The sequence below is a fragment of the Bifidobacterium sp. W8114 genome, assembly GCF_016101165.1.
GTDB lineage: Bacteria > Actinomycetota > Actinomycetes > Actinomycetales > Bifidobacteriaceae > Bombiscardovia > Bombiscardovia asteroides.
In genome coordinates this window covers 248,914-274,320 of sequence record NZ_JACFRA010000002.1, presented here as the reverse complement: position 1 = coordinate 274,320, position 25,407 = coordinate 248,914, and the positions used below count along the sequence as shown (strand labels likewise).

Annotated in this window: 20 protein-coding genes and 1 tRNA gene; 10 read left to right on the top strand and 11 right to left on the bottom strand. The window is 57.2% G+C overall.

What is annotated here, in order from left to right:
- Both nth and H3T89_RS03945 read right to left on the bottom strand, forming a co-directional pair.
- A complete protein-coding gene (gene nth / locus H3T89_RS03950) occupies positions 1-648 on the bottom strand; it encodes an endonuclease III (protein WP_198203518.1) in 648 nt (215 codons plus the stop codon).
- A gap of 61 nt (positions 649-709) precedes the next feature.
- A complete protein-coding gene (locus tag H3T89_RS03945) occupies positions 710-1,540 on the bottom strand; it encodes a winged helix-turn-helix transcriptional regulator (protein WP_198203226.1) in 831 nt (276 codons plus the stop codon).
- Positions 1,541-1,703: 163 nt separating this feature from the next.
- Here H3T89_RS03945 and H3T89_RS03940 point away from each other — a divergent pair, with 163 nt between their 5' ends.
- Complete coding sequence (locus H3T89_RS03940; protein WP_198203227.1) at positions 1,704-2,366, top strand: hypothetical protein; 663 nt, start codon at positions 1,704-1,706, stop codon at positions 2,364-2,366.
- Between the two features lies 1 nt (position 2,367).
- On the opposite strand, the gene H3T89_RS03935 is transcribed toward H3T89_RS03940, so the two are convergent.
- From H3T89_RS03935 to H3T89_RS03920, 4 genes are all read right to left on the bottom strand, one after another.
- Positions 2,368-2,931, bottom strand: a complete 564-nt coding sequence (locus H3T89_RS03935) for a manganese efflux pump MntP (protein WP_015022500.1) — start codon at positions 2,929-2,931, stop codon at positions 2,368-2,370.
- 266 nt (positions 2,932-3,197) lie between these two features.
- Positions 3,198-3,842 carry a DUF421 domain-containing protein gene (locus H3T89_RS03930; RefSeq protein ID WP_015022499.1) on the bottom strand — a complete coding sequence of 215 codons (645 nt, stop codon included), beginning with the start codon at positions 3,840-3,842 and terminating at the stop codon, positions 3,198-3,200.
- 3 nt (positions 3,843-3,845) lie between these two features.
- Positions 3,846-4,292: a DUF3290 family protein gene (locus tag H3T89_RS03925; protein ID WP_015022498.1), complete on the bottom strand. Its 447-nt coding sequence runs from the start codon at positions 4,290-4,292 to the stop codon at positions 3,846-3,848.
- Positions 4,293-4,442: 150 nt separating this feature from the next.
- Positions 4,443-4,934 (bottom strand): inorganic diphosphatase, encoded by a 492-nt coding sequence (locus H3T89_RS03920; protein ID WP_015022497.1) that lies wholly within the window; start codon positions 4,932-4,934, stop codon positions 4,443-4,445.
- A gap of 157 nt (positions 4,935-5,091) precedes the next feature.
- On the opposite strand from H3T89_RS03920, the gene H3T89_RS03915 reads away from it, so the two are divergent.
- Positions 5,092-8,997, top strand: a complete 3,906-nt coding sequence (locus H3T89_RS03915) for an LPXTG cell wall anchor domain-containing protein (protein WP_198216295.1) — start codon at positions 5,092-5,094, stop codon at positions 8,995-8,997.
- A gap of 51 nt (positions 8,998-9,048) precedes the next feature.
- Here H3T89_RS03915 and H3T89_RS03910 read toward each other — a convergent pair whose 3' ends face one another.
- Positions 9,049-12,774 (bottom strand): glycosyl hydrolase 115 family protein, encoded by a 3,726-nt coding sequence (locus tag H3T89_RS03910; RefSeq protein WP_198216294.1) that lies wholly within the window; start codon positions 12,772-12,774, stop codon positions 9,049-9,051.
- Between the two features lie 192 nt (positions 12,775-12,966).
- Between H3T89_RS03910 and H3T89_RS03905 the strand changes: the two genes are divergently transcribed.
- Entirely contained in the window at positions 12,967-13,971 is a 1,005-nt protein-coding gene (locus H3T89_RS03905; RefSeq protein ID WP_198203230.1) for a LacI family DNA-binding transcriptional regulator, read from the top strand.
- 454 nt (positions 13,972-14,425) lie between these two features.
- Positions 14,426-14,572: a hypothetical protein gene (locus tag H3T89_RS03900; RefSeq protein WP_198216293.1), complete on the top strand. Its 147-nt coding sequence runs from the start codon at positions 14,426-14,428 to the stop codon at positions 14,570-14,572.
- Positions 14,573-14,786: 214 nt separating this feature from the next.
- On the opposite strand, the gene H3T89_RS03895 is transcribed toward H3T89_RS03900, so the two are convergent.
- The 4 genes from H3T89_RS03895 to H3T89_RS03880 form a co-directional block, all read right to left on the bottom strand.
- Positions 14,787-15,794 (bottom strand): aldo/keto reductase, encoded by a 1,008-nt coding sequence (locus H3T89_RS03895; protein ID WP_198216292.1) that lies wholly within the window; start codon positions 15,792-15,794, stop codon positions 14,787-14,789.
- A 911-nt stretch (positions 15,795-16,705) separates the two neighbouring features.
- A complete protein-coding gene (locus tag H3T89_RS03890; protein WP_198216291.1) occupies positions 16,706-17,899 on the bottom strand; it encodes a DNA methyltransferase in 1,194 nt (397 codons plus the stop codon).
- Positions 17,900-17,966: 67 nt separating this feature from the next.
- Entirely contained in the window at positions 17,967-18,797 is an 831-nt protein-coding gene (locus H3T89_RS03885; protein ID WP_198216290.1) for a hypothetical protein, read from the bottom strand.
- Between the two features lie 847 nt (positions 18,798-19,644).
- A tRNA-Met gene (locus H3T89_RS03880) sits at positions 19,645-19,721 on the bottom strand.
- 95 nt (positions 19,722-19,816) lie between these two features.
- Here H3T89_RS03880 and H3T89_RS03875 point away from each other — a divergent pair.
- The 6 genes from H3T89_RS03875 (at position 19,817) to atpA (ending at position 25,404) form a co-directional block, all read left to right on the top strand.
- On the top strand, positions 19,817-20,863 hold the full coding sequence (locus H3T89_RS03875; RefSeq protein WP_198216289.1) for a homoserine O-succinyltransferase: 1,047 nt from the start codon (positions 19,817-19,819) through the stop codon (positions 20,861-20,863).
- A gap of 191 nt (positions 20,864-21,054) precedes the next feature.
- Positions 21,055-21,870 carry a F0F1 ATP synthase subunit A gene (gene atpB / locus H3T89_RS03870; protein WP_015022487.1) on the top strand — a complete coding sequence of 272 codons (816 nt, stop codon included), beginning with the start codon at positions 21,055-21,057 and terminating at the stop codon, positions 21,868-21,870.
- A gap of 129 nt (positions 21,871-21,999) precedes the next feature.
- Positions 22,000-22,227: an ATP synthase F0 subunit C gene (gene atpE / locus H3T89_RS03865; protein WP_015022486.1), complete on the top strand. Its 228-nt coding sequence runs from the start codon at positions 22,000-22,002 to the stop codon at positions 22,225-22,227.
- Positions 22,228-22,277: 50 nt separating this feature from the next.
- Positions 22,278-22,820 (top strand): F0F1 ATP synthase subunit B, encoded by a 543-nt coding sequence (locus tag H3T89_RS03860; protein WP_198216288.1) that lies wholly within the window; start codon positions 22,278-22,280, stop codon positions 22,818-22,820.
- Positions 22,821-22,871: 51 nt separating this feature from the next.
- Positions 22,872-23,699, top strand: a complete 828-nt coding sequence (locus H3T89_RS03855; protein ID WP_015022484.1) for a F0F1 ATP synthase subunit delta — start codon at positions 22,872-22,874, stop codon at positions 23,697-23,699.
- A 46-nt stretch (positions 23,700-23,745) separates the two neighbouring features.
- Positions 23,746-25,404 (top strand): F0F1 ATP synthase subunit alpha, encoded by a 1,659-nt coding sequence (gene atpA, locus H3T89_RS03850; protein ID WP_015022483.1) that lies wholly within the window; start codon positions 23,746-23,748, stop codon positions 25,402-25,404.
- Positions 25,405-25,407: the final 3 nt, after the last annotated feature.

The window sequence follows — 25,407 nt, the reverse complement described above, 5'->3', positions numbered from 1 at the left end:
CTACCGAGAGGCCGGTCCGGCCAGGAGCTCGGCGCTGGGACATGTTTCGGCCAGGGGGCAGTGGAGACAGTCGGGCTTGCGGGCGTGGCAGGTGGCCCGGCCGTGGAGGATCAGCCTGTGTGACAGATTGGTCCAGTCCTCGGGCGGGAAGCAATCGCAGATCTCATGCTCGATCTTTACCGGATCGGGGTGGGCGCTTCGCCAGTCGGTTCGCCAGCGCAGGCGTCCGGTGACCCGGGTGACGTGGGTGTCCACCGGAAATCCGGGAATGTTGAAGGCGTTGCCCAGGACCACGTTGGCCGTCTTGCGCCCCACGCCGGGCAGGCTGGTCAGCTCCTCCATGGTCTGGGGGACCTCGCCGCCGTAGTCTTCGGTCAGCATCAGGGAGAGCCCCAAGAGGTGGCGGGCCTTGGCATGGTAGAAGCCCACCGGGTGGATGATGGCCTCCAGTTCGGCAGGCTGGGCCTGGGCCATGGTCGCGGGGTCGGGGTAGCGCTCGAAGAGTTCGGGGGTCACCGAGTTGACCCGCTTGTCGGTCGTCTGGGCGCTCAGGACCGTGGCAACCAGCAATTCGAAGGGGTTGCGGAAGTGCAGGGCGCAGACCGCCTCGGGAAAGACCTGGCAGAGGATGCGGTACTCCTCGTGCATGCGAGCCAGGCGTCGGGCCTTGCTTTCCCTGCCCTGAGGGCGCTTTCGATTTGATGATGCATCAGTCACTATGATTGGTTTTCTTCTTCTGGGAATCCTGGGATTGTTCCGACTGGCTGTCCTTTTGCTCGACTGGATCTGTGCCGGTCTCGGCGTCCGGCTCGGGCTTGGGGACTGAGGCCGTCCGTGCCGACGAGGGCGGATCGAACCGGTAGCCCACGTTGCGGACCGTGCCGATCAGGTGCTCGTACTCACTGCCCAGCTTGGCCCTGAGCCGCCGCACGTGCACATCCACCGTTCTGGTGCCGCCGTAGTAGTCATAGCCCCAGACCTCCTGGAGGAGCTGGGCTCTGGTGAAGACCCTGCCTGGATGCTGAACCAGGTATTTGAGCAGCTCGAACTCCTTGTAGGCCAGGTTGATGGGCTGACCGTGGATCCGGGCCGTGTAGCTCTCGGTGTCCACAACCAGGTCACCCGAGCGGACCTGACCGGTGGGCACCTGGTTCTCCACCTCTTCTGGCTGGACATCCGGCTTGCGTGTCGGTGTCACACGCTGGCAGACCAGACGTAGCCGGGCCTCGACCTCCGCGGGGGATGCGGACTGAATGATAATATCGGCCACGCCCCAGCCGGCATTGACCACGGTGAAGCCGCCTTCGCTCAGAATCAGGATGATGGGTGTGGACAGGCCCGAGGCTCGGGTCAGGCTGCAAAGGGTCTTGGCCTCGGCCAGGTCGTCGCTGGCATCAATCAGCAGCACCGTATCCTCCGGCATTCTTACCAGGGAGGCGGCATCCAGGGGCAGAACGCGCACTCGATGGGAGAGCAGGGCCAAGGCTGGCAGAACCGATGCCGGGTCCTCGGCGCAGGTCATCAAGGTCAGATCCGTCACGGGGGTACCTTCTTCCCTGTCCGTTCGTCCATAGCGGGGGTGGATTCGTTGAACAGTCGTCATCATTGTACAATCGGCCCGTCACAAGGGCTCCGAGTTCACAGGATGGCCTTGCCCTAGGATGTGACGTATGGCTCCCCGACGGGGACAGGCAGGAGGACCCATGGCGCAGACCGTAAAAGAAACCCGGGATGGGCACGCACCCGCTCTGACGCAGCTGCTGGCCCTGGCGGCCCTGGTTCTGCCGGGCGTGGTGACGGGTTTGCTGATTGAGCCCCGGGTCGCTCGATGGGTGCTGGCTGTTCTGGTTCTGGTGCTGGTCCTGGCCCTGTTGGCCTCTTGGCCCTTGGTGGGCCGGGGCATCCGATCCGGTCCTGACCGAGCCGTGTCCGGCCTGCTTGCCTTGGCCTGCCTGGTGCCGACCCTGGTTGTGCAGGGGCCTGGTGCCCTTTGGGCCTGGCTGTCGACTGCGGCATTCCTGCTGGCCCTCCTGGCCGTGTTCATGTTCGTCCGGCAGATGCTGCGTCGGGACCGACGGATGGTCATCCGTGGTATTTCTGCAACCGCCATGGGCGGGGTGACCGCCGTCGCCGCCTCGGGATGGGTCTTCCTGCCAGAGTTGATTGGAGGCCTGCACCCTGACCTGATGCCGATCCTGGTGGTGTTTGTGGCCTTGCTGCTGCTGATCGGGCTCATGACCTCGGGCCATCGCTGGGCACAAGAGGCAGCTGATCGGCGTGGAGCCATTGGCCTGGCGCTCATGTCGGTTCTTCTGGCCGGATCCATTGTGGTTCTGGCTGCCATGGTCTTGCTCACGACGTTCTGAGTCAGGCATTCATCAGATGATCCAGAAGAATCTGGATGCCCATGACGATCAGAATGATGCCACCGGCGATTCTTGCAGGCTTGCGCCAGCGGGACCCGACAGCGTATCCGATGCGCAGCCCCAGAATGGAGGCCGCAGCCGTCACCAGTCCGATGACCAGTGCGGACAGCCAGATGTTGATACCCAGCAGGGCCAGGCCTGCGCCCACACCGAATGAGTCAATGCTGGTGGCGATGGCTGCAGGGAGCATCAGCCGCCAGGAGAAGCTCTCCTCGCTGTTCGATTCCTCTTCCTCGCCGTAGACGCCCTCTCGGATCATGTTGACTCCGATGGCTGAAAGGATGCCGAAGATAATCCAGTGATCCACGGCGGCCAGAGAGTCCTGCAGCATGGAGGCGGCGAAGTATCCCAGCAGGGGCAGCAGAGTCTGGAATCCGCCGAACCAAAGTCCCACCAGCCAATGATGGCGCGCCCGCAGTCTGTCCACGGACAGTCCCTTGCTGATGGAGACAGCGAAAGCGTCAGAAGATACACCTAAAGCGATAAACAACAGTCTTAAGAACACGGCATTCCTTGAAAGGGTTCATCCCCGGTGGGATGGGCCTCGACCAGGTCTCCTCAAACCCGCCTACGCCTCGGAAGCGTCGAGCGCGGAACTGCCGATTGGAGTCGGCTTTGAATTCGTTGAATGCCGTTCACATGCTACGCCATAACAATATGGACATGGATTTTACCTGCCAGCGCCGGAACAATCAAGCATGGCAAACTATTGAATCGGCCCGTTAATGAGCCATAGTCACCGTCAGGCTGCCTCCTGCTGCATGGATGGCGCTACTTGTCCTGGTAGGTGACGGCGTAGAACTCGCCGTTCTGGTATCGGGCCATGTACACATCGCTGACCTTGTGTATGCCCTGCTTGGCCAGCTGCCCGTCGAGCCAGTCCTCGTCCCGTCCCATGGTGTCAAGAACGTCGGGATTGACCCGTCCGTCCATGACCACCGGATAGCGCACGTCCTTGTCGCCTTCGGAGATGATGGTCAGACTGCCGTTCTGCTCAACGATGCCCCGCTTGACGTCGCGGATGTCGTTGATGCCCTTGGTGCGCAGTTTGAAGTCCACCTCCTTGGCGGTCAGGTTGACCTTGAGACAGTTCTGGACCAGCAGTTTGCCGTTCTTGATGATGGTGACCGGTTCGCCGTCGATGTACTTGCCCACGGCGTGGATGTGGGTCTTGGCATACCTGGTGATGAGAATCAGTGCCGCCCATATCAGCAGGATGACAATGTACTGGGCCATGGAGATGCTGTCGCTGTAGATGACCCCGCCGATGATGCCGCCCAGGACGTAGTTCTGCAACTGGTCCATGGGAGAGGTGGGTGCCAGGTTCCCCTTGCCGGTCACGTTGATGAGCAGGGTGATGAAGAGCAGTCCGACGATCAGCTTCAGGGCCACGTTGACGTAGAAATTGATATCCATGGGTCACTCTCCGATCACGGTGATGTCTGGGTGGTACAGATCGGCACGCTGCAGCAGGAATTCGGAGCCGGAGCTGTTGAATACCAGGGTGTAGTAGCCCTTGGGGGTCTTGATGATCATGTCGTTGTTGCGCGAAGTGTCGTTGATGCTGATCTGCTCAGGATTGACCTTGAGCTTGGCGGCGGATTTGTCGATGACCGTGGTCAGCTGTCCGCTCTGCAGGCTGGCCGTACGCAGATTGGTGTAGTCGCTGTACTGGATGGCCGCAGCCAAGAGGAGCAGGGTGGCCAGGATGATGGACAGATCCTTGTACTTGTGGTTCCAGCGGTGGCGGGAGTACATGAACAGGAAGAAAAGGAAGGCCAGGGCCAGAACGACGACCACGATGATTCTGATCATGGTCCAGTTGGTCTGTCCACCCTTGAGATATTGGTACGTATAGAAAGTCATAGCCGCTCCTGCCCTTGCGCGCGCACCCGCAATTCGCAATCGTAGACGGCCGGATGCGTTTTGGGAGGATTTGGGCATGCAAAACCCCGGTTCAGGCGCTCGATTGGTCCCTTGCCGGGGTGGTTATGACCGGTGGTCGTTCTTGAGAGGTCAGTGCTGGGCGGCCAAGCGCTCGCGTGCAGCCTTGATCTGGGTCTCGGCAGCCTCGGCGTTGGTCCAGTAGTCCCCGGGCATGACCTCCTTGCCTGGCTCCAGAGCCTTGTATTGCTCGAAGAAGTGCTTGATTTCCTGCTTGTGGAAGTCGGAGACGTCGTCGATGTCCTTGATGGCATCGAAGCGAACGTCGGCGGGCACGCAGAGGACCTTATCATCCCCGCCGGCCTCGTCGACCATGTGGTAGAGGCCCACGGCGCGGCATTCGACGATGCAACCCGGGAAGACCGAATCGGGAATCATCACCAGGGCGTCCAAGGGATCCCCGTCCTCGCCCAGGGTGCCGTCGATGTACCCGTAGTCGTCGGGGTAGCCCATGGAGGTGAAGAGTGTGCGGTCCAGCCTGATATGGCCGCTGTCGTGGTCCATCTCGTACTTGTTGCGGGAGCCCCGGGGAATCTCTACCAGCACGTCGAATGTCTCTGCCATTGTCCTGTCTCCTTTTCGGTCTGGACGGCATAGGTATGTCTCATACACAGCATAACCGTCCCGCAGCACATTCGACCACAGTCGCTCGCTCGCGCACCCATATGCCCTGCGGCCATTCATACTCAAGGCATGGAGCGGGCGAAGAGTGAGGACGAGTATGAACAAGCATAGATGGATCGGCCTGTTGACGGCTCTGGCTGCCTTGGCGGCCCTTGCCGGTCCGGCGACTCCTGCCATAGCTGGGGGAGGATCAGGCCATGCCGGCGGCAGACCAGTGGCCCCGGGCGACGAAAACATTCAGATCTGGCAGGGTTGGGCCTACAAGGATGACGAACAAGGCGCCTTTGGCGGCTATGCGATAGGCAGCATCGACAAGGCGTTCTCCCAGTTGGGGGTTGTGGACAAGGGCAATGCCAATACGGCCCGGGTCAAGCGGCAGGCTCTAGACGAGGCCAATGGCAACTGTCAGGCGCGCTTTAATGAGGCCCACGCCGACCAATCCGGACAGGGTCACTGTCGGGTGACCGGCGTGGGAGTGGTTGCCACCTACCGTGGATCCCAACGTATCTTTGACGGAATCTCCGTGGCTATTCACAAGTATTGGATGGACAACTGGCGCAGCCAGGTGGCCAACACCACCTTCAGCAACCGTGGAGTGACCTATCGGACCAGCGACTCCTTCTGGGATCAGTCCAACGACAATCTGGACAAGTTCGCTGACGAGTATGCAGGCAACGAGAAGGGCATCTCCCTGGTGGTGATCATGCTCAACGACTACGAGCCCAAGCCGGCCGATCTGCCACCGGATCCACCCGATAAGCAAGTAGGTCGTGGCACTAGCGCGGATGGGATGACCAATCGCACCCATATCGTCACTGGAACCGGTCGGGGTGGGCGCGAACTGACTTTTAGTGATGTCTTCGATCCTCAGGGCAAGCAGTACCGTATCAGTGGTCAGCATGTCAGGGACCAGACCAGCGGCGAAGACCTGACCGACAAATTCGTTTTCAACACCGCCGAAGGGGATAGGCCGCCCGGGGAACGGGCCACAGCCACCTGGAAGGGTGGGGCTCTGCCTGAGGAACATCGCTGGGCGTGGCAGCTGGACGTGACTGTCGAGCAACCGGAGACCGGACTGATTCTGGACCAGGGTGCAGTCCATTGGAAGGGCGCTGCCCGGCAGGTTGACCAGTCGACCCCGGAGCGTCGTACACCCACCTGGAGGCCCAAGCCGGACAAATCCTGGATCCTGCGGGATGCCGCCACGGGGGTGTGGAAGAGCGTCGTAGACCCCCAATGGAGTAACAAGACTGGTGCTGACGGACATGTCTTTTTGGACGGCGACCGGGTGGGGTCGGTGGTCAACGCCACTGTCGAAGCCCATCTGGTCGAGGCTCCTAAGGTTTTCGCCCTGACTGACGACTGGAGTGCCGCCGATTATCTGGTTGATCAGGACGGGGCTGGGGCAATTCGCATATTCGTTGCCAAAGCCAGGGCTGATGCAGACGGGCACTACCGCCACAGCAGCGTCGGAGACATCGTGGCCATGGGCAGGGACGTGACCGACCGTTTCCAAGTCAGCGTGAGCGGCACTCGGGCGCGGGCTCAGGCCAAGAGCGGGTGGTTGAACGGTCTCAAGGGGATGGAGGACCCCATGCAGGTCACCATGCTGGTACCGTTCACGGTTCGCTTTGCCAATGGCGGTGGTGCGTCCCAGGTCCGCAATGACCTGGGCGGAACACCTGATCAGGAGCTGACCTTCTGCAAGGCGCCGGACGGCCATGGCAACCAGGGCGGGGCTCTGACCAACTCGGGCTCCCAAACGGTCAACACGCAGAGTGTACAGACCAATAAGCCAGGCATCTGTGGATACCTGCCGCCGGTGCGTAAGGATGTCATCTCTGAGGCTGGCCAGGGCGGGGAGCAGGCCAGCGTTGACGGCAAGGTGGTCTTCCCTGGTCAGCGGCTGGAGTATCAGCTGGATACCCAGCCCAGTCTGCCTGACAGTCTGGCTTATCCTGTCAAATCAATCATTCTGACGGATGTATATGACCGCTGGTTTTTGCCTGACAAACAGACCCTTGAGGTGACTGACCTGCAGAGTGGCGATGTCATCGCCAAGACCGGATATGCCACAAAGTGGAAGGACAAGGACCATGGCCTGCGGGTGACCATTACCGACTCCGCCCGTATCAGCCAGTGGCGTGCCGGGAGCAACCCCAGAATCCGTCTGCGCTTCGAAGGCAGGGTTGATCCCAAGGCTCCAACGGATCATCAGGTGGACAATCATTGGGTGTTGGCGCTGAACAATTCACTGACCCCCTCCAACCAGGTAAGCAATCCGCCCGCCGACTTCCATCCTTCAAAGAGCGATGTCAGCGCGCATGATCCAGGCATCAGCATCGACGGCAAGGTGCTCTTCGTGGGCGACCGTGGAGTTTATCGAATCAGTCTTGACGCCCGCCGCAGAGATACCGCCTATCCGGTCTGGCGGCTGGGCATGACGGATGCCTACGACGCTCGTCATCTGGATATCGATCCCAAGAGCATCGAGGTTCTGGGCTCCGACGGTCGCGATTACACCAAGGCTTTCAATATTCAGGTGGCTGATGGTATTGTCCTCGTCTTCGCCAAAACCGTGGATACCTATGTTCCTGCTACAGGCGAGACTCTCAAAGGGGATCCCCAGCCTGCGGATCTGGCTGCCTATGCCGCTGACCGAGGCCATAATCCCCTCAGAGAGCCGGCTATTGACCAAGGGCTGCTGGGTCGTACCTACGATCTGGTCCTGCCCTACACGGTCATCCGGGCAGAACCCGGTCACGTGGTGCGTAACCAGGCGACCCAGATCGTCAACGACCTGCACAAAGCGACCAACGTGGTCGCCAATCCGGTCAAGCCGCTCAATCCCGCCAAGGATGTGGTAGTCGCTGTGGGCGGGGGAAGTGCACATGGCGGCAGCATCTATCGTGACCGACTCTTCCTTTATCGTCTGGACTCCAGTCTGCTGCCGGCCGGACGTGCCTATCCACAGGTGAAGACATGGCGGATCGAGGATCGGCTAGATCCCACGGTGGATCGGTTTACTGGCCATTGGGCCGTCTACGCCACCCAGGACCTCTACGAGAATGGGCGCATCCTGATTCATCATGGACGGATCATGGCTGGTTCGGATATGTCCGCAGATATCCATGGTGGCCCCTTGTTTACGATGACTGAAGACCCTGCAGGTCTGGTCAAAGTGGAGGCTACACCACGGTATCTGGCCCTGGTCAGCGCTTCAGGTGACCGTCCGGTCGGCTGGAGGGCCTACCTGCAATGCAGACGGCTGAAGAAGGTGGAACGTCATGAGAACCGATTCACTGAGTTCTATCAGGACAAGACCCTGGTCTCCAACACGGTCTGGACCGGAACGCCCGATATGACACCGGCTCTACACATTGAGAAGTTTGATCAGGCTGGCGGTATGCCCAAGGGTGATCGGGATCAGCCGGAACAGGCCCTCCGGACTCGTGATGACGTTCCCATTGTCTTCCGGATCACCAATGATTCGCCACGGGATCCCGGCGATGGGACGGGAGCTGTTTTCCTGGCTCGCCAACTGCATTTGGAAGATCAGACAGTTGTGGGTCGGGGACGGGTCACCGGGGTCCGCTATCCAGACAATTGGTCAACCCTTATGCTCCGTCCCGGCCAGTCTGTGGACGTGCATGCTACGGTGACGGGCATATCAGGTCGGCACACCGACAGGGCCCGTGTCATCGGCAGTCCTTTGGTGCCTTGTCCAGTAGATGATGCGGCGGCCCTTCCTGAGCGGGAAGATGCCGACAGGGCTTCTCTACAGCCAAATTCCCAGGGCGTGATGGTCGACGGCCGTCTGTTGTGCTCGGATCGGGCTGTCCGTTCAAATAGCGACGATTGGAACGCACTGGAGGAAGCGTTGCCCAAAACCGGGGCAGCAGTGGCTCTTCCTCTGGCCATCCTTGCAGCGGCAGTCATGATCGGCTCGCTTCTCTCCGGCCTGGTCAGGCGGGTGTCCAAGAGCCCTAAGGGACGGCGATGACCGTTGACCTCAGGTTTCCAGCCCACACGTGTCCACTGGTCTGTCGTCTTTCTAACGGGGCCACTGCCCATCCAAGGGCGGCCGTGATCCGTCACAGGCCAGGTAGACACGTGCGATGCGCATGCCGGCCCGTTCCGGCTCCAAAGTCAGGACGTGCCGACCGCCGGTCAGCTGGACGGCGGTCATCTCCGACCATCCCCAGACATGCTCGGTGGCAAAGGTCATCAGTCTTCCCCCTCGGGGGAAGAGTTGGGCAGGGGCCAACGGCTGGCCGTCCAGAATCAAATGGCAGGAGTCCTCCAGATCCGAGGCGAACTGGGCCAGGAGCCAGATTCCATAGTTGCCTGGCCTGCCAACCCGGAAGGCCAGGTTCATGCCGGGAGCCCGACCAGGATCGGGCCAGAGTTGTTGCCTTGGTTCGGCCCGCATGGCCAGGCCCCGGCCGCTGTAAATGGGGGCGTCGGTGGGTACCCAGCAGCCCTTCCGAGGCTTGCCATTCTGTGGCCCATCCTGTGACAGCCAGGCGTTTTCGTCCTGTCTTAGGCAATCGGCGGTCTCAAGGTAGATGCGCTCTGAAGTCTTGCTGGCGTCATTGTTCTGGCTGAGCTTCTGCTCGTGCTGGTGTCCGGCGGGCCAGACCAGCTTCGGTCGCGTATACAAACCGCCGTGAAGCCAGTAGTCCCGGTCAAAGTAGGGTACAGGTTCGTCCGGGGTATGACCCGGATCGATTCCGTAGTCCTCGATGGCCAGGTTCCGCAGGGGGCGGTCCAAGGCATCGGTCGTGGGCGTTGGCTGATGGTCTGTAATCTGATTGCTGGTCTGATCTATGTCTATGTGAGATGTGTGAGAGTTTCCGTTATCAGCCCCTTTGGAGGTCCGGCCATCTGCCACCCAGGTACTGAAGGCCGGTCCCAGCCGGCTGGGCCGTTCCCGACCGGTGTTGATCACGACTTTGTCGATGCCGAAGGAGTCGTCCACGGCAATAAGTTGCAGCTGGTGGGGTCCTGCCTCCAAATAAGGCAGGATCATGGTTAGTTGCTCGGCGTTGTATACGATGGTCTCCTGCCAGTTGCCACGGAATTCGTCAGTGGTGGGCGATTCCAGGATTTCGCCTCGGTTGCCATCCAGGCTGACACGCAGGCGTATTCGCCCACGTGAGTTCAGGGTGGGCATCCGGTGAACCTCTAGATGGTGGCGGCCGGGGGTCTTCAGCCAGAAGTCCAGACTCAGACAGGCCCCGCTTCCTGAATCCGGGTCGCTCCAGCCCCTGGTCTGCATCAGGTCCGAGCCGAAACGCCCAAGGTCTTGGGTCGCCAGCCAAGTGGTGGCCTTCGTAAGGTCGGAATTAGCGTGTCCTCGTGAGGGGTCCATGCTGATGTGGCCATCTGCCTCGACGTAGCCGGTGAATCCTTCTTCGAGGCGAGGATCCTTGCCTACTAGAACATCGACCCTGATCGGCGTCGACCAGGCTTTTTCGGTTGCCTCCGGATTACAGGGGCGGGTGAAGATGGTCAGCGTACCCTGACGACCAGCACGGGTTGAGGCGTTATCGACCTGTACATGGATTCGCCACTCGTCCTTGACGACCCGCTCCTCCTCTGGCAGGCGGATCCAGTCCTGATCGGCGCAGATGCGCACTTCCTGTGCAGAGCTGCCCATAAGGTCCAGGTCAAACCACTGGTCGAAGATGCCGTAGGGATCAAAGACCAGCCTGGCGTGATTGTTGTTGCCGGGGACCTTAAGGCTCTCCTCTGCTCCCTGTGGCGTAAGGATCAGCCCCTGGTCCGGTTGGACCTTCACCGGTCTGCAAGCCGGGTACTGAGGCAGCGTAGGAGGAGGGAACCTGTTAGGAGTGAGAATGCCGTCCCAATCGCCTTGCGCCAGCTCCCTGTTGTACCAATGGAGCAGAGCCCGGATCATCCCCTGGAAGAGATGAGAGATTCTCATCTGCCTGTCGGCGGCCGGCAAGGCGCCTCGGGCGGCCTCGAGGCGGCTGCGGTCCGCATGGTAGAACTGGGCGTTCACGTAGTAGGCCATGGCGATCTTCAGGTCAACCAGCGATCGGTATGCTTCACGAAACTCTGGCTTCATGCTCCTGCCAAGATTGTGTGAGCGCTCAGCCAGCTCCCGTAAGGCTGCCAGGCGGCCGCCGGCCTCGTCGTCGTAGCCTGTCTGGGTGAAGGAGTCCTCGTGCAGGTGTTCGATTTTGGTCTGATTGTTGATCCGGTAGTAGCTCATGCACAGGTCGGCAGCCTCAGAGCCGCGCTTGTCGGCGAAGGTCTGGTCGAACCAAGAGGCTACGAAGTCCCGGGCCGACAGACTGTGGTGATCCTTGTCTGCATTCCAGGCCAGATGGAGGAAGTAGGATCCCTCCAACTCCAATCGCTTGATGGCCCCCAGATTATCCACCCACACCCGGCGGATGCCCCGATTCCAGCACTTACCCAGCTGGTCGTTCATCAGAGTCAGGGGGGTGGATGAAGTGCAGCGGTAGCTGGTCCTCGGCGGCGCCCAGTAGGAGCTGTGGTAGTAGACCCCATTGCCTCCGCTGCGTGCCCGTTCGGCTTGATTAGGGAAGCGGCGCATATACCCGTAGTTGTCGTTGACCCACATGATGGTCACGTCTTCGGGCAGGTCCAGGCCCGCGTCGTAGAGGGGCAGCACCTCTTTATAGGGAATGAAGAGCTGGGGGACATTCTGTGGTGGCCGGCCCAGGTGCTGATGCAGGATGTCCCTCTGGTCGTGAATGACCCGACCGAGCAGATCGACCCGCGCTTGCAGGCGGTCCTTCCGGTCCAGGTTCGGATCCTCGTCGATGGCGCGCGTGGGCGGGCCCGTGTCGTGAATGCCGCGCATGCCCAGGGTCCAGGTGACCTCGTAGTTCCGGTTCATATCCACGCTCTGCGACCAGTAGCGCCGAATCATGTCCCGGTTGCGTCCAGGCAGCGAATAGTCATAGTCCACATGTCCGCCCTGCGAGGCCACCCAGGGGTCCCACTCATGCTGGTTGCTCCGTAGAAGCATGTCGCAGTGACTGCTCCCGATGACGACCCCCATGCTCTGGGCAAGCCTGCCGTTGCGCGGGTCGGCATTGAAGGCGTTGACGTGCATGGCCGGCCACAGATAGTTGCCGCCCAGCCGTAGGATCAGGTCAAAGACCTTTTCGTAGGTCGTTGGTCCGATGGTTCCATCCGGGGTGTGCAGGCGGGCCCAGTCGTCCAGCTCCTCCTCGTCGTTGATGAAGAAGCCCCGGTATTTGACAGAGGGCCAGTCGAAGACGCGCAGGTCGCCGGGCAGGCATATCCGTTCATGGTGACGGACTGGCACGTTTCCCCACCAGTGCAGGGGTGAGATGCCAATGGCCCGGCTAAGGGCGTAGATTCCGTAGATGGTTCCGCGCCGGTCGGTTCCGACAACATAAAGTGTGCCGTCGACGACCTGCAAGGTGAAGCCTTCCCAGCGATACTCCCCTTGGGGGTCTTCGAGCGGGGTAAGATCGAGCTGGTCGTTGCGGACGGCTGAATTGATCCAGCTGGAATGGCCTAGAGTACCCAAGCAAATGGTCGGGCTGCCCTCATCGATCAGATTAGCCCGCCTCTGGGTACGGCCTGTCACGGCCGCAAAATCCCGCATCAGGTTGCCGGTCGCAATCTGCACGGCCGAATCCTCACCATGCTCCAGCAGCCAATTTGGCCGGACCCCTGAGTCGGCCAGGACTGCTCCCGATCCGGCGGTCACTGGGATGGTTCCGGGCTGGGGATGAAACAGGGTGACCATAGTGGCGCTCCAATTGTCTGTTTACCGGGCGGATGCTTTGCCGCCTGTGTTCGGACACCCAAAGGCTAGCACCAGATTAGGAAAATTTTCAATGGTAGAAAAATAGATCGGACTGGAAGGACTCGATAGCCGTCTCTTTCAATTACCATAGTTGGAGATGCTCGCAGTCCAGCAGATCCGGGAGGCGATTCGATGAGCAAGAAAGTGACGCTGGCCGACGTGGCTGCCAAGGCGGGGGTTGCGGTGTCCACAGCCTCCAAGGCGCTGCGCAACAGCGCACAGGTCAGCGGCCCGACAAGGGCCAAGGTGTTCAAGGCCGCGGCGGAGCTCTCCTTTTCGCTCAATGAGCGTCAGAAACAGTCCCAGCCTCCCAGCCTGCCCAAATCGGTGGGCCTGGTCACTTCGGACCTGGACGGTCAGTTCTCCATGCCTATCCTGATCGGCGCGGAAAGCTACTTCGGGGTCGAGTCCATTCCTGTTTTTCTCTGCAACGCCGGCAGAGACCCGGCTCTTGAACAGCACCATATAGATAATCTGCTGGCCTATGGCGTCAAAGGTCTGCTGATGGTCGGGTGGCGCACCGATCCACGGCCTGCGCTGACCAGTTGCCCGGTGCCGGTTGTCTATGCCAACCAGGCGTCCTTGGATCCCCATGACTGCTCGGTCGTCACCGACAACGAGGATATCGGGCGGCTTATGGTCCGGCATCTGGTCGAGGGAGGATCCAAAAAAATCGTGCTGATCGCCGGCGATCCAGCCTTCCAGTCCTCGATCAGGCGACTTAAGGGCGAGATGGCCGAACTGGATAGCCGTGGTTTGGCTGCCGTGCGTACCGTTCGGTATGGGGGCTGGAACGAAGAGACCGGACGCCGCACCATGATTAGCTTGCTGGATGAGGGAGTCGACTTCGACGGGGTGGCTTGCGGCAACGACGAGATAGCCCGGGGGTGCCTGGATATTCTGCATGATCGGCATGTTTCCGTGCCGGATAGGGTATCGGTGGTCGGGGTTGATAATCGGACGGTCATTGTCGGCAACTCGCGTCCTCCGCTGACCAGCGTCGATCTGAATCTGAAGTCCATCGGCACCAGGGCGGCCAGCTGCCTGGCTGATATGCTGGACGGCCGAGGTCACCAAGGTATCGAATGCGTCAAGGGCACACTGGTTCAGCGCGCCTCTACCAGAATGCCCTTGTAAGGCCGTTCGTCAGCAGATTTCCGAAGGTCGTACAATCCAGATCTCACTGACACAGGCGAAGCTTTCGCCCTCTAACTTTTAGCAACTTTTTTGTTTAACAAACTTTCTCTTACCATGGCCAGTGTCGGAGTGGTCGCTAGGAATTAGGGCCGCAGGCTGTCTGGTCCGGTTTCCGGTGTGGACGAGGTCATTCCTTTCAACGTCTGCATATCCCACTCAATGGAGAAGGTGCATTTCATGACCACTGCACAAGGATGCATTGGGCGGAGATTGCGGCTCATTCCGGTTCCGGTGGGATCAGCACTTTCGCAGGCGTCGGCGCCTTTGTCAGAGCATGGTGAATATGCTCTGCTCATCGTTGCTGGTCCTTGTGGGCGATGGTGATGCCTGCAGTCGTTTTGTGGCTAAGCACCCTCTGACATAGAGGATGCTTAAGAAGGAAGGCCTTGCCTGTGTGGGCCGAGAAGGAGTGCGGCTGTCGAACAACTGGCAGGAGGCGAGCTCCGACTGGGATCAGTACCTGGATACCCCCAAGAAAGCCTATCTAAACCAGAACATCAGGTTGAAGCAGGAGGCCTACGACGAGTACCACACAAAGTGAACCCTCGAGTAAGCAAATGATTGAGCTGTTGGTACCTCACTGAAAGCATCCAACGGTTGAGGTGGACGATCCCTCAGCGGGGCATCCGTCCCGTGCTTGGCCTACTGATGTCAGTTCTGCAGTGCTTCTGATCTCCGCACGACTGGGGAAGTCGGCCTCGGAGTGTCTGCTGCAGAAAGTCCTGACGCGTGGGTGGAGGTGGTGGTTGGTGGTGTCAATTCTCTTCCGCGTCCAGTAGTACTACACCCTGGGGCGGATTGCTATCGATGGCTCCCACGGTTTCGTGCGGCAGGTAGGGCTCCTCCATGGATGCGATCTCCTCAGGCGTGAGCTCCAAATCCAGCGCAGCCGCTGCGTCGTCAAGATGCCGGGCCTTGGTGGCTCCGATGATTGGTGAGGCAACGCCTTTGGCCCACTGCCAGGCTATGGCTACCCGGGCCATAGGAACATTGTGTCGTTCTGCCACTTTTTGCACGTGGCTGATGATGGCCAGGTCATTGTTTTCGGCCCGGTCGTACTTGCCACGCGAGACCTTGTCGGTGGCGCTGCGCAGGGTGTCGGCGGTCCAGGTGGGCCGTGTCAGATGGCCGGCAGCCAGAGGGCTGTAAGGCATGAGTGAGACGCTCGTCTTTCTGCAGAAGGGGATCAAGTCCTTCTCGTCCTCCCGGTAGAGCAAATTGTAGTGGTTCTCCATGGCGCTGAAGGGGGTCAAGCCGTTGTCTTGGGCGACTTTCTGCATGTCCTGAAATTGGCTGGCATACATGGCCGAGGCGCCCAGCGCTCGCACCTTGCCGACCTGGACCAGATCGTTCAGCGCTTCCATGGTCTCCTCGATTGGCGTTTCATAGTCGAACCTGTGGATGATGTAGAGGTCCACGTAGTCGGTGCCCAGCCGTTTGAGCGTCCCATCAATCTCCCGATGGATGGCCTTGGATGAAAGTCGCCCCTCATTGAAATAGACCTTGGATGCAATGACCACCCGGTCGCGGCTTGTATGCTTTCTCAGCGCCTTCCCCAGATATTCCTCACTGGTCCCGGCGGAGTAACCGTTGGCTGTATCGAAGAAGGTGATGCCCAGATCCAGTGCGTGCGCAACGACCGCGCTGGTCCCTTCCTCGTCCAGTGTCCAGTCGTGCATGGTGCCTGGCTTGCCGAAGCTCATGCATCCCACGCAGATCTTCGATATGTTGATGCCCGTTTTACCCAGTTGTGTGTATTGCATGATGAGCCCCCTTGGCCTTCCTTGGTGCGGATGCAATCATGCTAGCAAGTTCAAGTCGGTGAAAGTCTACTTCTTTCGCTTGCAATGTCGATAGGGGACTGAATGAAAAGACGATGGGTTTGTTAGTTTTGGCTGGTGACACAGGTACGAAAAAAGATGCAAAGACGTATGGAATTAGTCTTTAATGCCTACGCTTCTTTTGTTTTGGTTTGAGGTTTCTATGCTATTCGGTTGGTATTAACGGAAGCTGACAGATCCTCGTGGACAAGCCAGGTTATGTGAATAATGACTGTACTGACTTAATGGTTGGTACTTTGGAATCTATATCGTTTTGAGACTTACTAGCAGATTGGTGAAAATTTGAACCTCATCTCTCTGTGAATGCGGTTAAAGCTATTGTTTATTACCGAGCAATCATAAAACCGTTAAAAGCGATTTGTTGATTTCACAGTTCATAAGAATAATGTACAGCTTTTGGAGTTCATTAGGGGCTGCGTCGATTGCAGACTGTAGAAAATGCTTGTTCATCTCTCTGTTTTAGTCATAAGAGAGCTTACACTGATGAATGCAAGTGACATGTGGAGGATGGGTTTTAAGACTAGCTAGAGGTACTAACTAGCACTCTGTAACAGGTAAGTATGGTGTATTTGTCGTAAAAATCAGTCATAGTAACAAGACAAAGTTCGAAGGGCTCAAATTCTTTGAGCACCCTTATCTAATTGCTGGAGGTATACTTGCGTTTGTCCCCTGGGATGGTAAGTATTTTGCTGAGATTGACACATTAGTGATTTTCTGATTTTCAATGAAGATTTGTGGATAGTTGTGCTATTGGTTAATTCCAGGTCAAAATATAATAGCTTAAACTCCTGCGATAGCGAGGAAAGTAATAAAATCACTAACTGCAAATATTGCTAACGTGTTCCGTAAATTTCAAATTCATAAAGAGATTTCTTACTATTCCTTTTACGGATGGGGCGAACAGTCACATTTTTAAAACCGACTTCTTTTAGGAAGATCTCATACCACTTTTCCGTAGGCACTAGGACATCGTAAAATGTGGAATTGCCTACAACATAAGAGACGTGACCTTCAGGGCGGACTATTTTACTCATGTTGTGAATATGATCCCATGCATCTACAAAGTATTTATTGACATATTTACCCATCATGGTATTGCCTCGTTTTCCCTCACCCATAGCAACAATTTTGGAGCAAACTTTAGTCAGCTCTGCGTCTATAGGAGTCTCTTCAGTTTGTTGCCAGTTTTTTAGACCGCTCGTGGCCGATCCCCAAGTTCCCCCGAGAGTTTTCCAATCTAATTCTCCGGCGTCTTTTGAGTCATCAAGATAACGCAGCCAGTACATATAGGGTCGTAATTCTCGAATGTAGCTCATACGATTGGCATAGGGAGGTGATGTGATGATACCGTCTACTTGGTCTTGGAAAAAGTTATTAATATTGCGGGAATCCCCACGAAAGATATTGCCAGATCCTGTCAGAGGATCTTTCGCCTGGTTTATAATAGTATGACTAAAGTCTGCAAAAGCGGAGATTATATTATGCGATTTCGCAGTATCCCGCCTGTCAAGTGTCTCAGAACTTTTAAAACTCATCGATTGGTGGTTAAAAGCAGCGTTAGAAAAAGATATGAGTGTTTTGCAAAAGGCTATAAGGAGTAGGTCTTGGGAAGCGCCGGCTTCGAGCTGGTCTAATGCACCCCTCAAAGATTTTATAGCACTTAATGATGCATGGTCCCACCAACGGTCGATTTTAAATAATTTTGGTTGCCATAAACCTTCGTCTGACAAATGAGCATCAGCCCAAGAAGTAGCATAATTCAGATAATCTTCAGCTAAATCTATGTCCTTAATTGAATATTCACGAAGTTTAGTGGTGCCAAGCCAAACTAGAAAGGGATTTATATCTATAGCCAAACCTTTTAGACCAGCTTGTGCAGCGACTAAAGCTGTTGTTCCTGTGCCAGAGAAAGGATCCAAAATTGTTTCTATAGATTTCGGCGCTTCTTCAACCCATCGTTCCAATGTATGGTTTACAAGTTTGACTGAATATGCTGGAGTCAATCTGAGCCATTCATGACGGGACATTCCTATGTTGCCCCTGAACGTAAGGTCAGATTTTTGCGACAGTACATTTTTTTGCACTAAGGCTACCTCATTCTGGAGCCAGAAGACCTGTTAATATGCTACCTACTTCATTTCGAAGGTAATCCGTCTGCCTCTCAAAGAAACCAGTAAGATTATAACCAATTATGTCTCGAAAGAATGCATATGTACTTGTGCTGGTATCTTCGGTCGCTTGTCCCATCAGCACTGTCCAATTGCTAGCTCTGTAGCGCGTCTGTACGGCAAAATTCATCTGATTACTTAATACAACAAGTACAGGTAGATATCCCTTACCGATGGCATGGGTTGCGTTAATTAAGTCACCGTTTTGTCTCTTTGAATCGGCACTTTTATAACCTTGCCGCACTTCAAAAACGGCCCCTTTTAACGGAACAGTGATTCCGTGTGTAGCTTTGCGTTGTTCGACCCATTCCTGGATGCGTGCTCGCAATTCATCGCAATCTATTTTGGCGAGTGGTATTCGTCCGTCTAGCTCGAGTTTTCTCGTTTTAATTCTGCCAGATGCATTCTGTTTCGGATTATTGTCTTCGTCTAAAACAGGAATAGAGTAGCCCCATTTAACATCGTCGCTGCTTAAACCCAAAGAATCTTCTAATATTGCCCTGACAAGGCGTTCTCCGCCAATTCCAATTTGCCGGTAAATGCTTGTCAGACCCCCTGCTGCCTTGTGCACTGCAAACATCTTAGGGTCGTCTAGACCAAGCCAATGATAGAAAAGATCACTACCATATAAATTAACGAAACCCTCAAGGTCGATTGGCTCTCGTTGCCCCATACGAGGTTTAAAGTTTGCACATGATCGCACCGGTGTGATGAGAATCTCACGGTACTTTCTATCGCGTTCCATTTCATCAGGCACTTAGAAAACATACCACTGAAGTGGGACTAAGTGAAGCCTTGGGGAATTGGTAAATAGTGGCTCTTCACTGTTTACTATTAGTGTGAACGCAGACAAAATCTAATATATATATTATCAAATATTTTATTTTCTTATCATTGTGAGGTATGATAAGTTATTTAGGTAGGTATTTCTTGTATGAAATATTTAATTATTCCATTCTTGAATCGGGATAGTCTACTCTCTATTTCAAAGCTATAGTTTAGAGATATCAGATCAGATAACTGTTTTTCGATAATCATGCGAAGCCGTTACGTGGTTTGCATCTGTCCTTGGTGCGCGTTTGTCCCGATAAGGAACATTAGGTTGAGGATCCTAACCTCCTAAATTCGATAGGTTATTTTCCTATATAAATATAAAGTTCTAGGAGGTGCCTTTCCTTCTCTTCTCTCTAGTTCCCGCTTAGTTTGGTTTCGTTTTCTTGAATGGCCTCTAATCTGTGTAAATCACCGGTATTGTATGATATTTGGACGTTGTTTTCTGTTTCTCGTCCCCTACCACTTATATACAAAGCTAATAACGAAGAAGTAAATTTGTCGAGTGGCGGTAAAAATTCAACTAGGAAATCTTTCATATTGCTATCACAGAAGCAGGATCACATCAGAGATTGAGCCTTGAGTTCCTCTCTAGATAGCAATAGTAATAGTCTAGCATCTTTAGTGTATTTAATATGTAGCTATGATAAAATACAATTTGAAAGGCCCGGTATAAAAAAAATAGTCTACAATTCACTTCACCTTAGTTTTTTGTGAATCATATCTTTACTTTTGAAAAGGTATAAACGAAGCCATAATGGTTCGAGCCATATTGGTAGCGGGGTCAGGATTTGAACCTGAGACCTCTGGGTTATGAGCCCAGCGAGCTACCGAACTGCTCCACCCCGCGTCGGCTGTTTAATACAGCAGTTATCTATGTTACGGATTCCAGCGCACTTGTCAAGTCCGTGTGTGGGAAGGCCTACGCTGGGCCATAATGGAATCATGCCTATCACCATCCCCACCGGATTGCCGGCCAGATCCATCCTGGATTCGGAGCGCATCTTCGCCCTGGAAAGCCACGAGGCGGAGCGCCAGGAGATGCGTCCGCTCAGGCTGGTCATCCTCAATCTGATGCCTACCAAGGTGGAGACCGAGACCCAGCTGTTGCGGCTGATCTCCAAGTCACCGCTTCAGGTGGAGATCGACTTCATGAAGACCTCCACTCATCAGGCCGTGCACACCAGCATGGATCACCTGGTTAAGTTCTACGAGAATCTGGATTCCTTCAAGGACAACTGTTATGACGGTCTTGTCGTGACGGGTGCCCCAGTGGAGCAAATGGACTTCGAGCAGGTCGACTACTGGGAGGAGCTGACCCGCATTCTGGACTGGGCCTCTACCCACGTCTTCTCCACTATGTATCTGTGCTGGGGGGCCATGGCCGGGCTCTACTACCGCCACGGCATCGCCAAGCGCAACCTGGATCGCAAGGTCTTCGGGGTCTTTCCTCAGTATCTGCAGGACGAGTACTGCTTCATGACCAATGGCTTCGACGAGATAGCCCTGCAGCCCCACTCCCGCTGGGCCGGGGTGGACGAGGACCAGGTGCGGGCCTGTCCTGATCTGCAGGTACTGACCTGGGGTCCCCAGTCGGGTTCAGGGCTTATCTGCACCCAGGATTTCTCGGAGATCTTCGTGCTGGGCCACTGGGAGTACGACCGTGACACTCTCGCTCACGAGTACCAGCGTGACATGGCCAAGGGCCTGGGTCAGGTGCCTTTCCCGGTCAACTACTACCCTCACGACGATCCGACATTGGAGCCGGTCTTCTCCTGGCGGGCCCATGCCAACCTGCTCTGGCGCAATTGGCTGAACTGGGTCTACGAGACCACCCCTTATGATCTGGACCAGGTGCCGACTCTACGGGCGGCGGGTCAACTAGGCACCGACCGATCCATCAGACACACTCCTGGATGTCCACGCGCCGACGGATATCGTCCCTTGTCTGGTGACGGGTACGGGCTTATTCCCGGCGTTGTTAATAGTTAATGACGTTTGGATTAAATCCGTTATCAACCTGTCCACACCGCGGGGCGGATTCGACGTGTGGCCACTATCTGTGACACACTGGATGAATCCATGGTTACCGTGGCTCTTGGTGTGGGCTACACTACCCATACGGTGCAGCCATGAGTCGCGTGCGCGCTATAGTGTTCACTGTGTCGTTCAGGAGGCGATAGATGCTAGAGGCAATGGGAAGTGAAGCTTTCAGTCTGGCCATGGCCAAGCCGAGCGAGCTACCCACCATCGAAGATTTCCTGCCTCCTGAGATTCTTTTCCAGGGAACGCCCTTTGCCATGAACCGGATCATCCTGATCAGGTTCGTGGCCATGGTCATTATCCTTCTGGTGCTGGGAATCACGGCGGCAAGGGCCAAGCTGATTCCCTCCCGCTGGCAGGGGGCCATCGAGTGGGTCATTGAGTTCATCCGTGACTCGGTCGTCTATGACACCCTGGGCGAAATTCGGGGCAAGCGCTACGTGCCCATGATCACGACAATTTTCTTGACCATCCTGGTCTTCAATCTCTGTGGCATCGTGCCAGGCATGAACATAGCGGCCACGGCCACTATCACCATGCCTCTGGTCTTCGCCATCTGGACTTTCTGCCAGTACATGGTAACGGGATTCCGGGAGCAGGGCGTCTGGGGCTACTTCAAGTCGGAGCTCTTCCCAGCGGGTGTGCCATGGCCTCTCTATATTATTCTGACGCCCATCCAGTTGCTGGAGATGGTCATCGTCAAGCCGGCCTCTCTGACCATCCGACTCTTTGCCAACATGATCGCCGGCCATCTGCTGGTGGCGGTCAGTCTGGCCTTCACCCAGTTCTACATCATCGAGGCCAGCAACAAGCTCTTGGCCCTGGCTGGCGTGGGCTGGTTCGTTCTGGGCTTCGCCCTGACGGCCTTTGAAATCTTCGTGGCGGCCCTTCAGGCCTATATCTTCGCCATCCTGACCACGGTTTACATCTCCATGAGTTACCCTGAAGAAGGTTGAGCGAAAAACAAGCTGCGGCCGGCGCTTCAGGCGGTCGCAGCCCACATATTCGTTGGTTCCGACCAGTAGACGGGGGTCGGGGCCGAACCACAATCCAAGAACCGGCAACGGTGGAGGAAAGGAAAATAAATGGACATCATCACACTTGCTGAGGTCTCCGGCAATCTGAGCATCCTGGGATACGGCATTGCAGCTCTCGGCCCCGCGCTGGGTCTGGGCATCGCCGTCGGCAAGACCGTCGAGAGCATGGCTCGCCAGCCTGAGATCAGCGGACAGCTGCGCACCACCATGTTCATCGGCCTGGCTCTGATCGAGGTGCTGGCCCTGCTGGGCTTCGTGGCGCTCTTCATCGCCTGAGCCGTGCGATTCCTGCATGATCCGGCTTCGATAAAGGAAAGGAGGAGCCAATGTACGCTCTAGCGGCAGGCAAAGGGATCAAGCTGTTTATTCCTCCGATTTACGACATCTTCTGGTCGCTGGTTATCCTGGTCATTCTGGCCGTCTTCTTCTACAAGTTCTTCATGCCCAAGTTCCAGGCCATCTTCGATGAGCGCTCGTCCAAGATCGAGGGCAACATCCAGAAGGCCGCCAAGGCTCGTGAAGATGCGGATCAGGCCCGCAAGCAGTATCAGGATCAGCTGAGCAAGGCTCGTGTTGAGGCTTCCCAGATCCGGGATGACGCCCGCGCCGAGGCCTCCAGGATCGTGGCGGATGCCAGGACCCGTGCCGAGACCGAGGCCAACCAGATCACCGAGAACGCCCAGAGATCCCTCAAGTCCCAGCAGCAGCAGGCGCTGGTCTCGCTCAAGGGCGAGGTGGGCACGCTGGCTACGGCTCTTGCCGGCAAAATCCTGGGCTCGCAGCTTCAGGATGATGCCGTGCAGTCCTCCATGATCGACTCGATCATTGCGGACCAGGGCGGGCAGTCCTCGGACAAGCGGCAGGCATGATGACTGATTGGCGGACGATGGGTACGTTGATTCCGCGAAAGGGGAGGTGACATGCGAGGAGAGACTTCGCTGAGCTCCGACAAGGAGACCAGGGCCAAGTATGCCCCTTTGCTCAAGAGCAAGGGGAAGGATGCCCTCCGCGTGGCCATGGAGCTCTATACCTTCGTGACCCTGCTCGATGCCAACAGGCCCCTGGAGCGTGCGCTGACCGACCCTTCCCGTCCGGCTGAGGACAAGTGGCGGGTGATCGACACCATCCTGGCCGACAAAGCCGATCCGCTGACCGTAGACATCCTCCATGACCTGACCAATCATCAGTGGAGCCGTGTAGTGCACATCGCCAATGCGGCCGAGGATATGTCCGTGGATGCCACCGCCTATTACGCCGATGCTTTGGGCATCACCAACCAGGTAGCCGGCGAGCTGGCTGAGATTCACTCGGCCCTGCTCGGGATGCCTCTGGTGCTCTTCCGGCTCTCGGACGAATACAGCGATTCCAGGGCTCGAGCCGACCTGCTCAGGGCTCTCCTGGCTGGGCAGCATATGCATCCGGTCACCGAGCAGATGGCCCTGAATGCCACCATCGATCTGCGTGGACGTCGCTTCCCTGACACCATCGTTTGGCTGGTGGATCGTTTCTCGGAACACATGGACCAGGTCATGGTCACCGTCACCACGGCGGTCTCCATGAAGGACGAGCAGATCAGCCGCCTGCAGGAGGTCTACGGGCGCAAGCTGGGCAAGCCGGTCCACATCAACTCGGTGGTTGACCCCTCGGTTATAGGCGGCATGAAGGTCCAGTACGGCTCGGTCTCCACCGATGGCACGGTGGCCACCCAGCTCAAGCACCTGAAGCGGCGGATGGCCGTGGCAGGATGAGCGGAGAACCGACAGACTTGAACAAGAACAGAAATAAGGAGTGATCATGGCAGAAATGACCATTGATCCCGCCGTGGTGCGCAAGGCGCTCGACCAGTTCGTCGAGTCCTACAAGCCGACGGACACCCCCACCCAGGAGGTGGGCTACGTTCGTACGGCCGGTGACGGCATTGCGCATGTGGAGGGCCTGCCTGGTTGTATGGCCAACGAGCTGCTGACCTTCGAAGACGGCACGCTGGGACTGGCCTTCAACCTGGACGCCCGAGAGATCGGCGTGGTCATCCTGGGCGACTTCGCAGGTGTCGAAGAGGGCCAGGAAGTCCACAGGACCGGCGAGGTGCTTTCGGTGCCCGTCGGCGACGGCTATCTGGGGCGTACGGTCAACCCTCTGGGCGAGCCCATCGACGGCCTGGGAGAAATCAAGAGCGAGGGCCGCAGAATCCTGGAGGCTCAGGCCCCCGACGTCATGCACCGGCATCCCGTCGACGAGCCCCTGGCCACCGGCATCAAGGCCATCGACGCCATGACACCCATCGGACGCGGTCAGCGTCAGCTGATCATCGGCGACCGTCAGACCGGCAAGACGGCCATCGCCATCGATACCATCATCAATCAGAAGCGCAACTGGGAGTCCGGAGACCCCAAGAAGCAGGTGCGGTGCATTTATGTGGCCATCGGCCAGAAGGGCACCACCATCGCCTCGGTCCGTTCCTCTCTGGAAGAGGCCGGCGCCATGGAGTACACCACCATCGTGGCCTCCCCGGCTTCCGACTCCGCAGGCTTCAAGTACATTGCCCCCTACACCGGTTCGGCCATCGGCCAGCACTGGATGTACGGCGGCAAGCACGTCCTGATCGTCTTCGACGATCTGAGCAAGCAGGCCGAGGCCTACCGGTCCATCTCCCTGCTGCTGCGCCGTCCGCCGGGGCGTGAGGCTTACCCAGGCGACGTCTTCTACCTGCATTCGCGTCTGCTGGAGCGCTGCGCGAAGCTCTCCGATGACCTGGGCGGCGGATCCATGACCGGTCTGCCCATCATCGAGACCAAGGCCAACGACGTCTCGGCCTACATTCCGACCAACGTGATCTCCATCACCGACGGTCAGATCTTCCTGCAGTCCGATCTGTTCAACGCCAACCAGCGTCCCGCCGTGGACGTGGGCATCTCGGTCTCCCGCGTGGGCGGTGCCGCACAGACCAAGGCTCTGAAGAAGGTCTCCTCGACCCTGAAGATCTCCCTGGCCCAGTATCGCTCCCTGCAGTCCTTCGCCATGTTCGCCTCGGATTTGGATGCCGCCTCCAAGGCACAGCTGACCCGTGGCGCCAGGCTGACCGAGCTGCTCAAGCAGCCCCAGTTCACGCCCTACTCCATGGAGAAGCAGGTCGTTTCGGTCTGGGTGGGCACCCATGGCAAGCTGGATGATCTGGACCTGGAGGACGTGCTGCCCTTCGAGTCAGGGCTCCTGGACTACCTGGACCACAACACCGACATCCTCAAGACCATCCGCGACACGGAGGACTTCACCGACGACACCGAGAAGGCTCTGGATAAGGCCGTTGACGAGTTCGCCAAGACCTTCGTGACCCACAAGGGCCAGACCCTGGACGGCCACAAGGCCGATCAGGATCAGGAGCAGCCGGTGGACGTCCAGCAGGAGAAGCTGGTGGCCGATGGCAAGAGCGGCAGCAAGGCCGGGAAGCGGTAGACC

Coding starts and splice junctions, on each gene's coding strand:
- nth (WP_198203518.1), bottom strand. CDS start 648: ATGCACGAGGAGTACCGCATCCTCTGCCAGGTCTTTCCCGAGGCGGTC.
- H3T89_RS03940 (WP_198203227.1), top strand. CDS start 1,704: ATGGCGCAGACCGTAAAAGAAACCCGGGATGGGCACGCACCCGCTCTG.
- H3T89_RS03930 (WP_015022499.1), bottom strand. CDS start 3,842: ATGGATATCAATTTCTACGTCAACGTGGCCCTGAAGCTGATCGTCGGA.
- H3T89_RS03925 (WP_015022498.1), bottom strand. CDS start 4,292: ATGACTTTCTATACGTACCAATATCTCAAGGGTGGACAGACCAACTGG.
- H3T89_RS03920 (WP_015022497.1), bottom strand. CDS start 4,934: ATGGCAGAGACATTCGACGTGCTGGTAGAGATTCCCCGGGGCTCCCGC.
- H3T89_RS03915 (WP_198216295.1), top strand. CDS start 5,092: ATGAACAAGCATAGATGGATCGGCCTGTTGACGGCTCTGGCTGCCTTG.
- H3T89_RS03910 (WP_198216294.1), bottom strand. CDS start 12,774: ATGGTCACCCTGTTTCATCCCCAGCCCGGAACCATCCCAGTGACCGCC.
- H3T89_RS03905 (WP_198203230.1), top strand. CDS start 12,967: ATGAGCAAGAAAGTGACGCTGGCCGACGTGGCTGCCAAGGCGGGGGTT.
- H3T89_RS03895 (WP_198216292.1), bottom strand. CDS start 15,794: ATGCAATACACACAACTGGGTAAAACGGGCATCAACATATCGAAGATC.
- H3T89_RS03890 (WP_198216291.1), bottom strand. CDS start 17,899: ATGTCCCGTCATGAATGGCTCAGATTGACTCCAGCATATTCAGTCAAA.
- H3T89_RS03875 (WP_198216289.1), top strand. CDS start 19,817: ATGCCTATCACCATCCCCACCGGATTGCCGGCCAGATCCATCCTGGAT.
- atpB (WP_015022487.1), top strand. CDS start 21,055: ATGCTAGAGGCAATGGGAAGTGAAGCTTTCAGTCTGGCCATGGCCAAG.
- atpE (WP_015022486.1), top strand. CDS start 22,000: ATGGACATCATCACACTTGCTGAGGTCTCCGGCAATCTGAGCATCCTG.
- H3T89_RS03860 (WP_198216288.1), top strand. CDS start 22,278: ATGTACGCTCTAGCGGCAGGCAAAGGGATCAAGCTGTTTATTCCTCCG.
- H3T89_RS03855 (WP_015022484.1), top strand. CDS start 22,872: ATGCGAGGAGAGACTTCGCTGAGCTCCGACAAGGAGACCAGGGCCAAG.
- atpA (WP_015022483.1), top strand. CDS start 23,746: ATGGCAGAAATGACCATTGATCCCGCCGTGGTGCGCAAGGCGCTCGAC.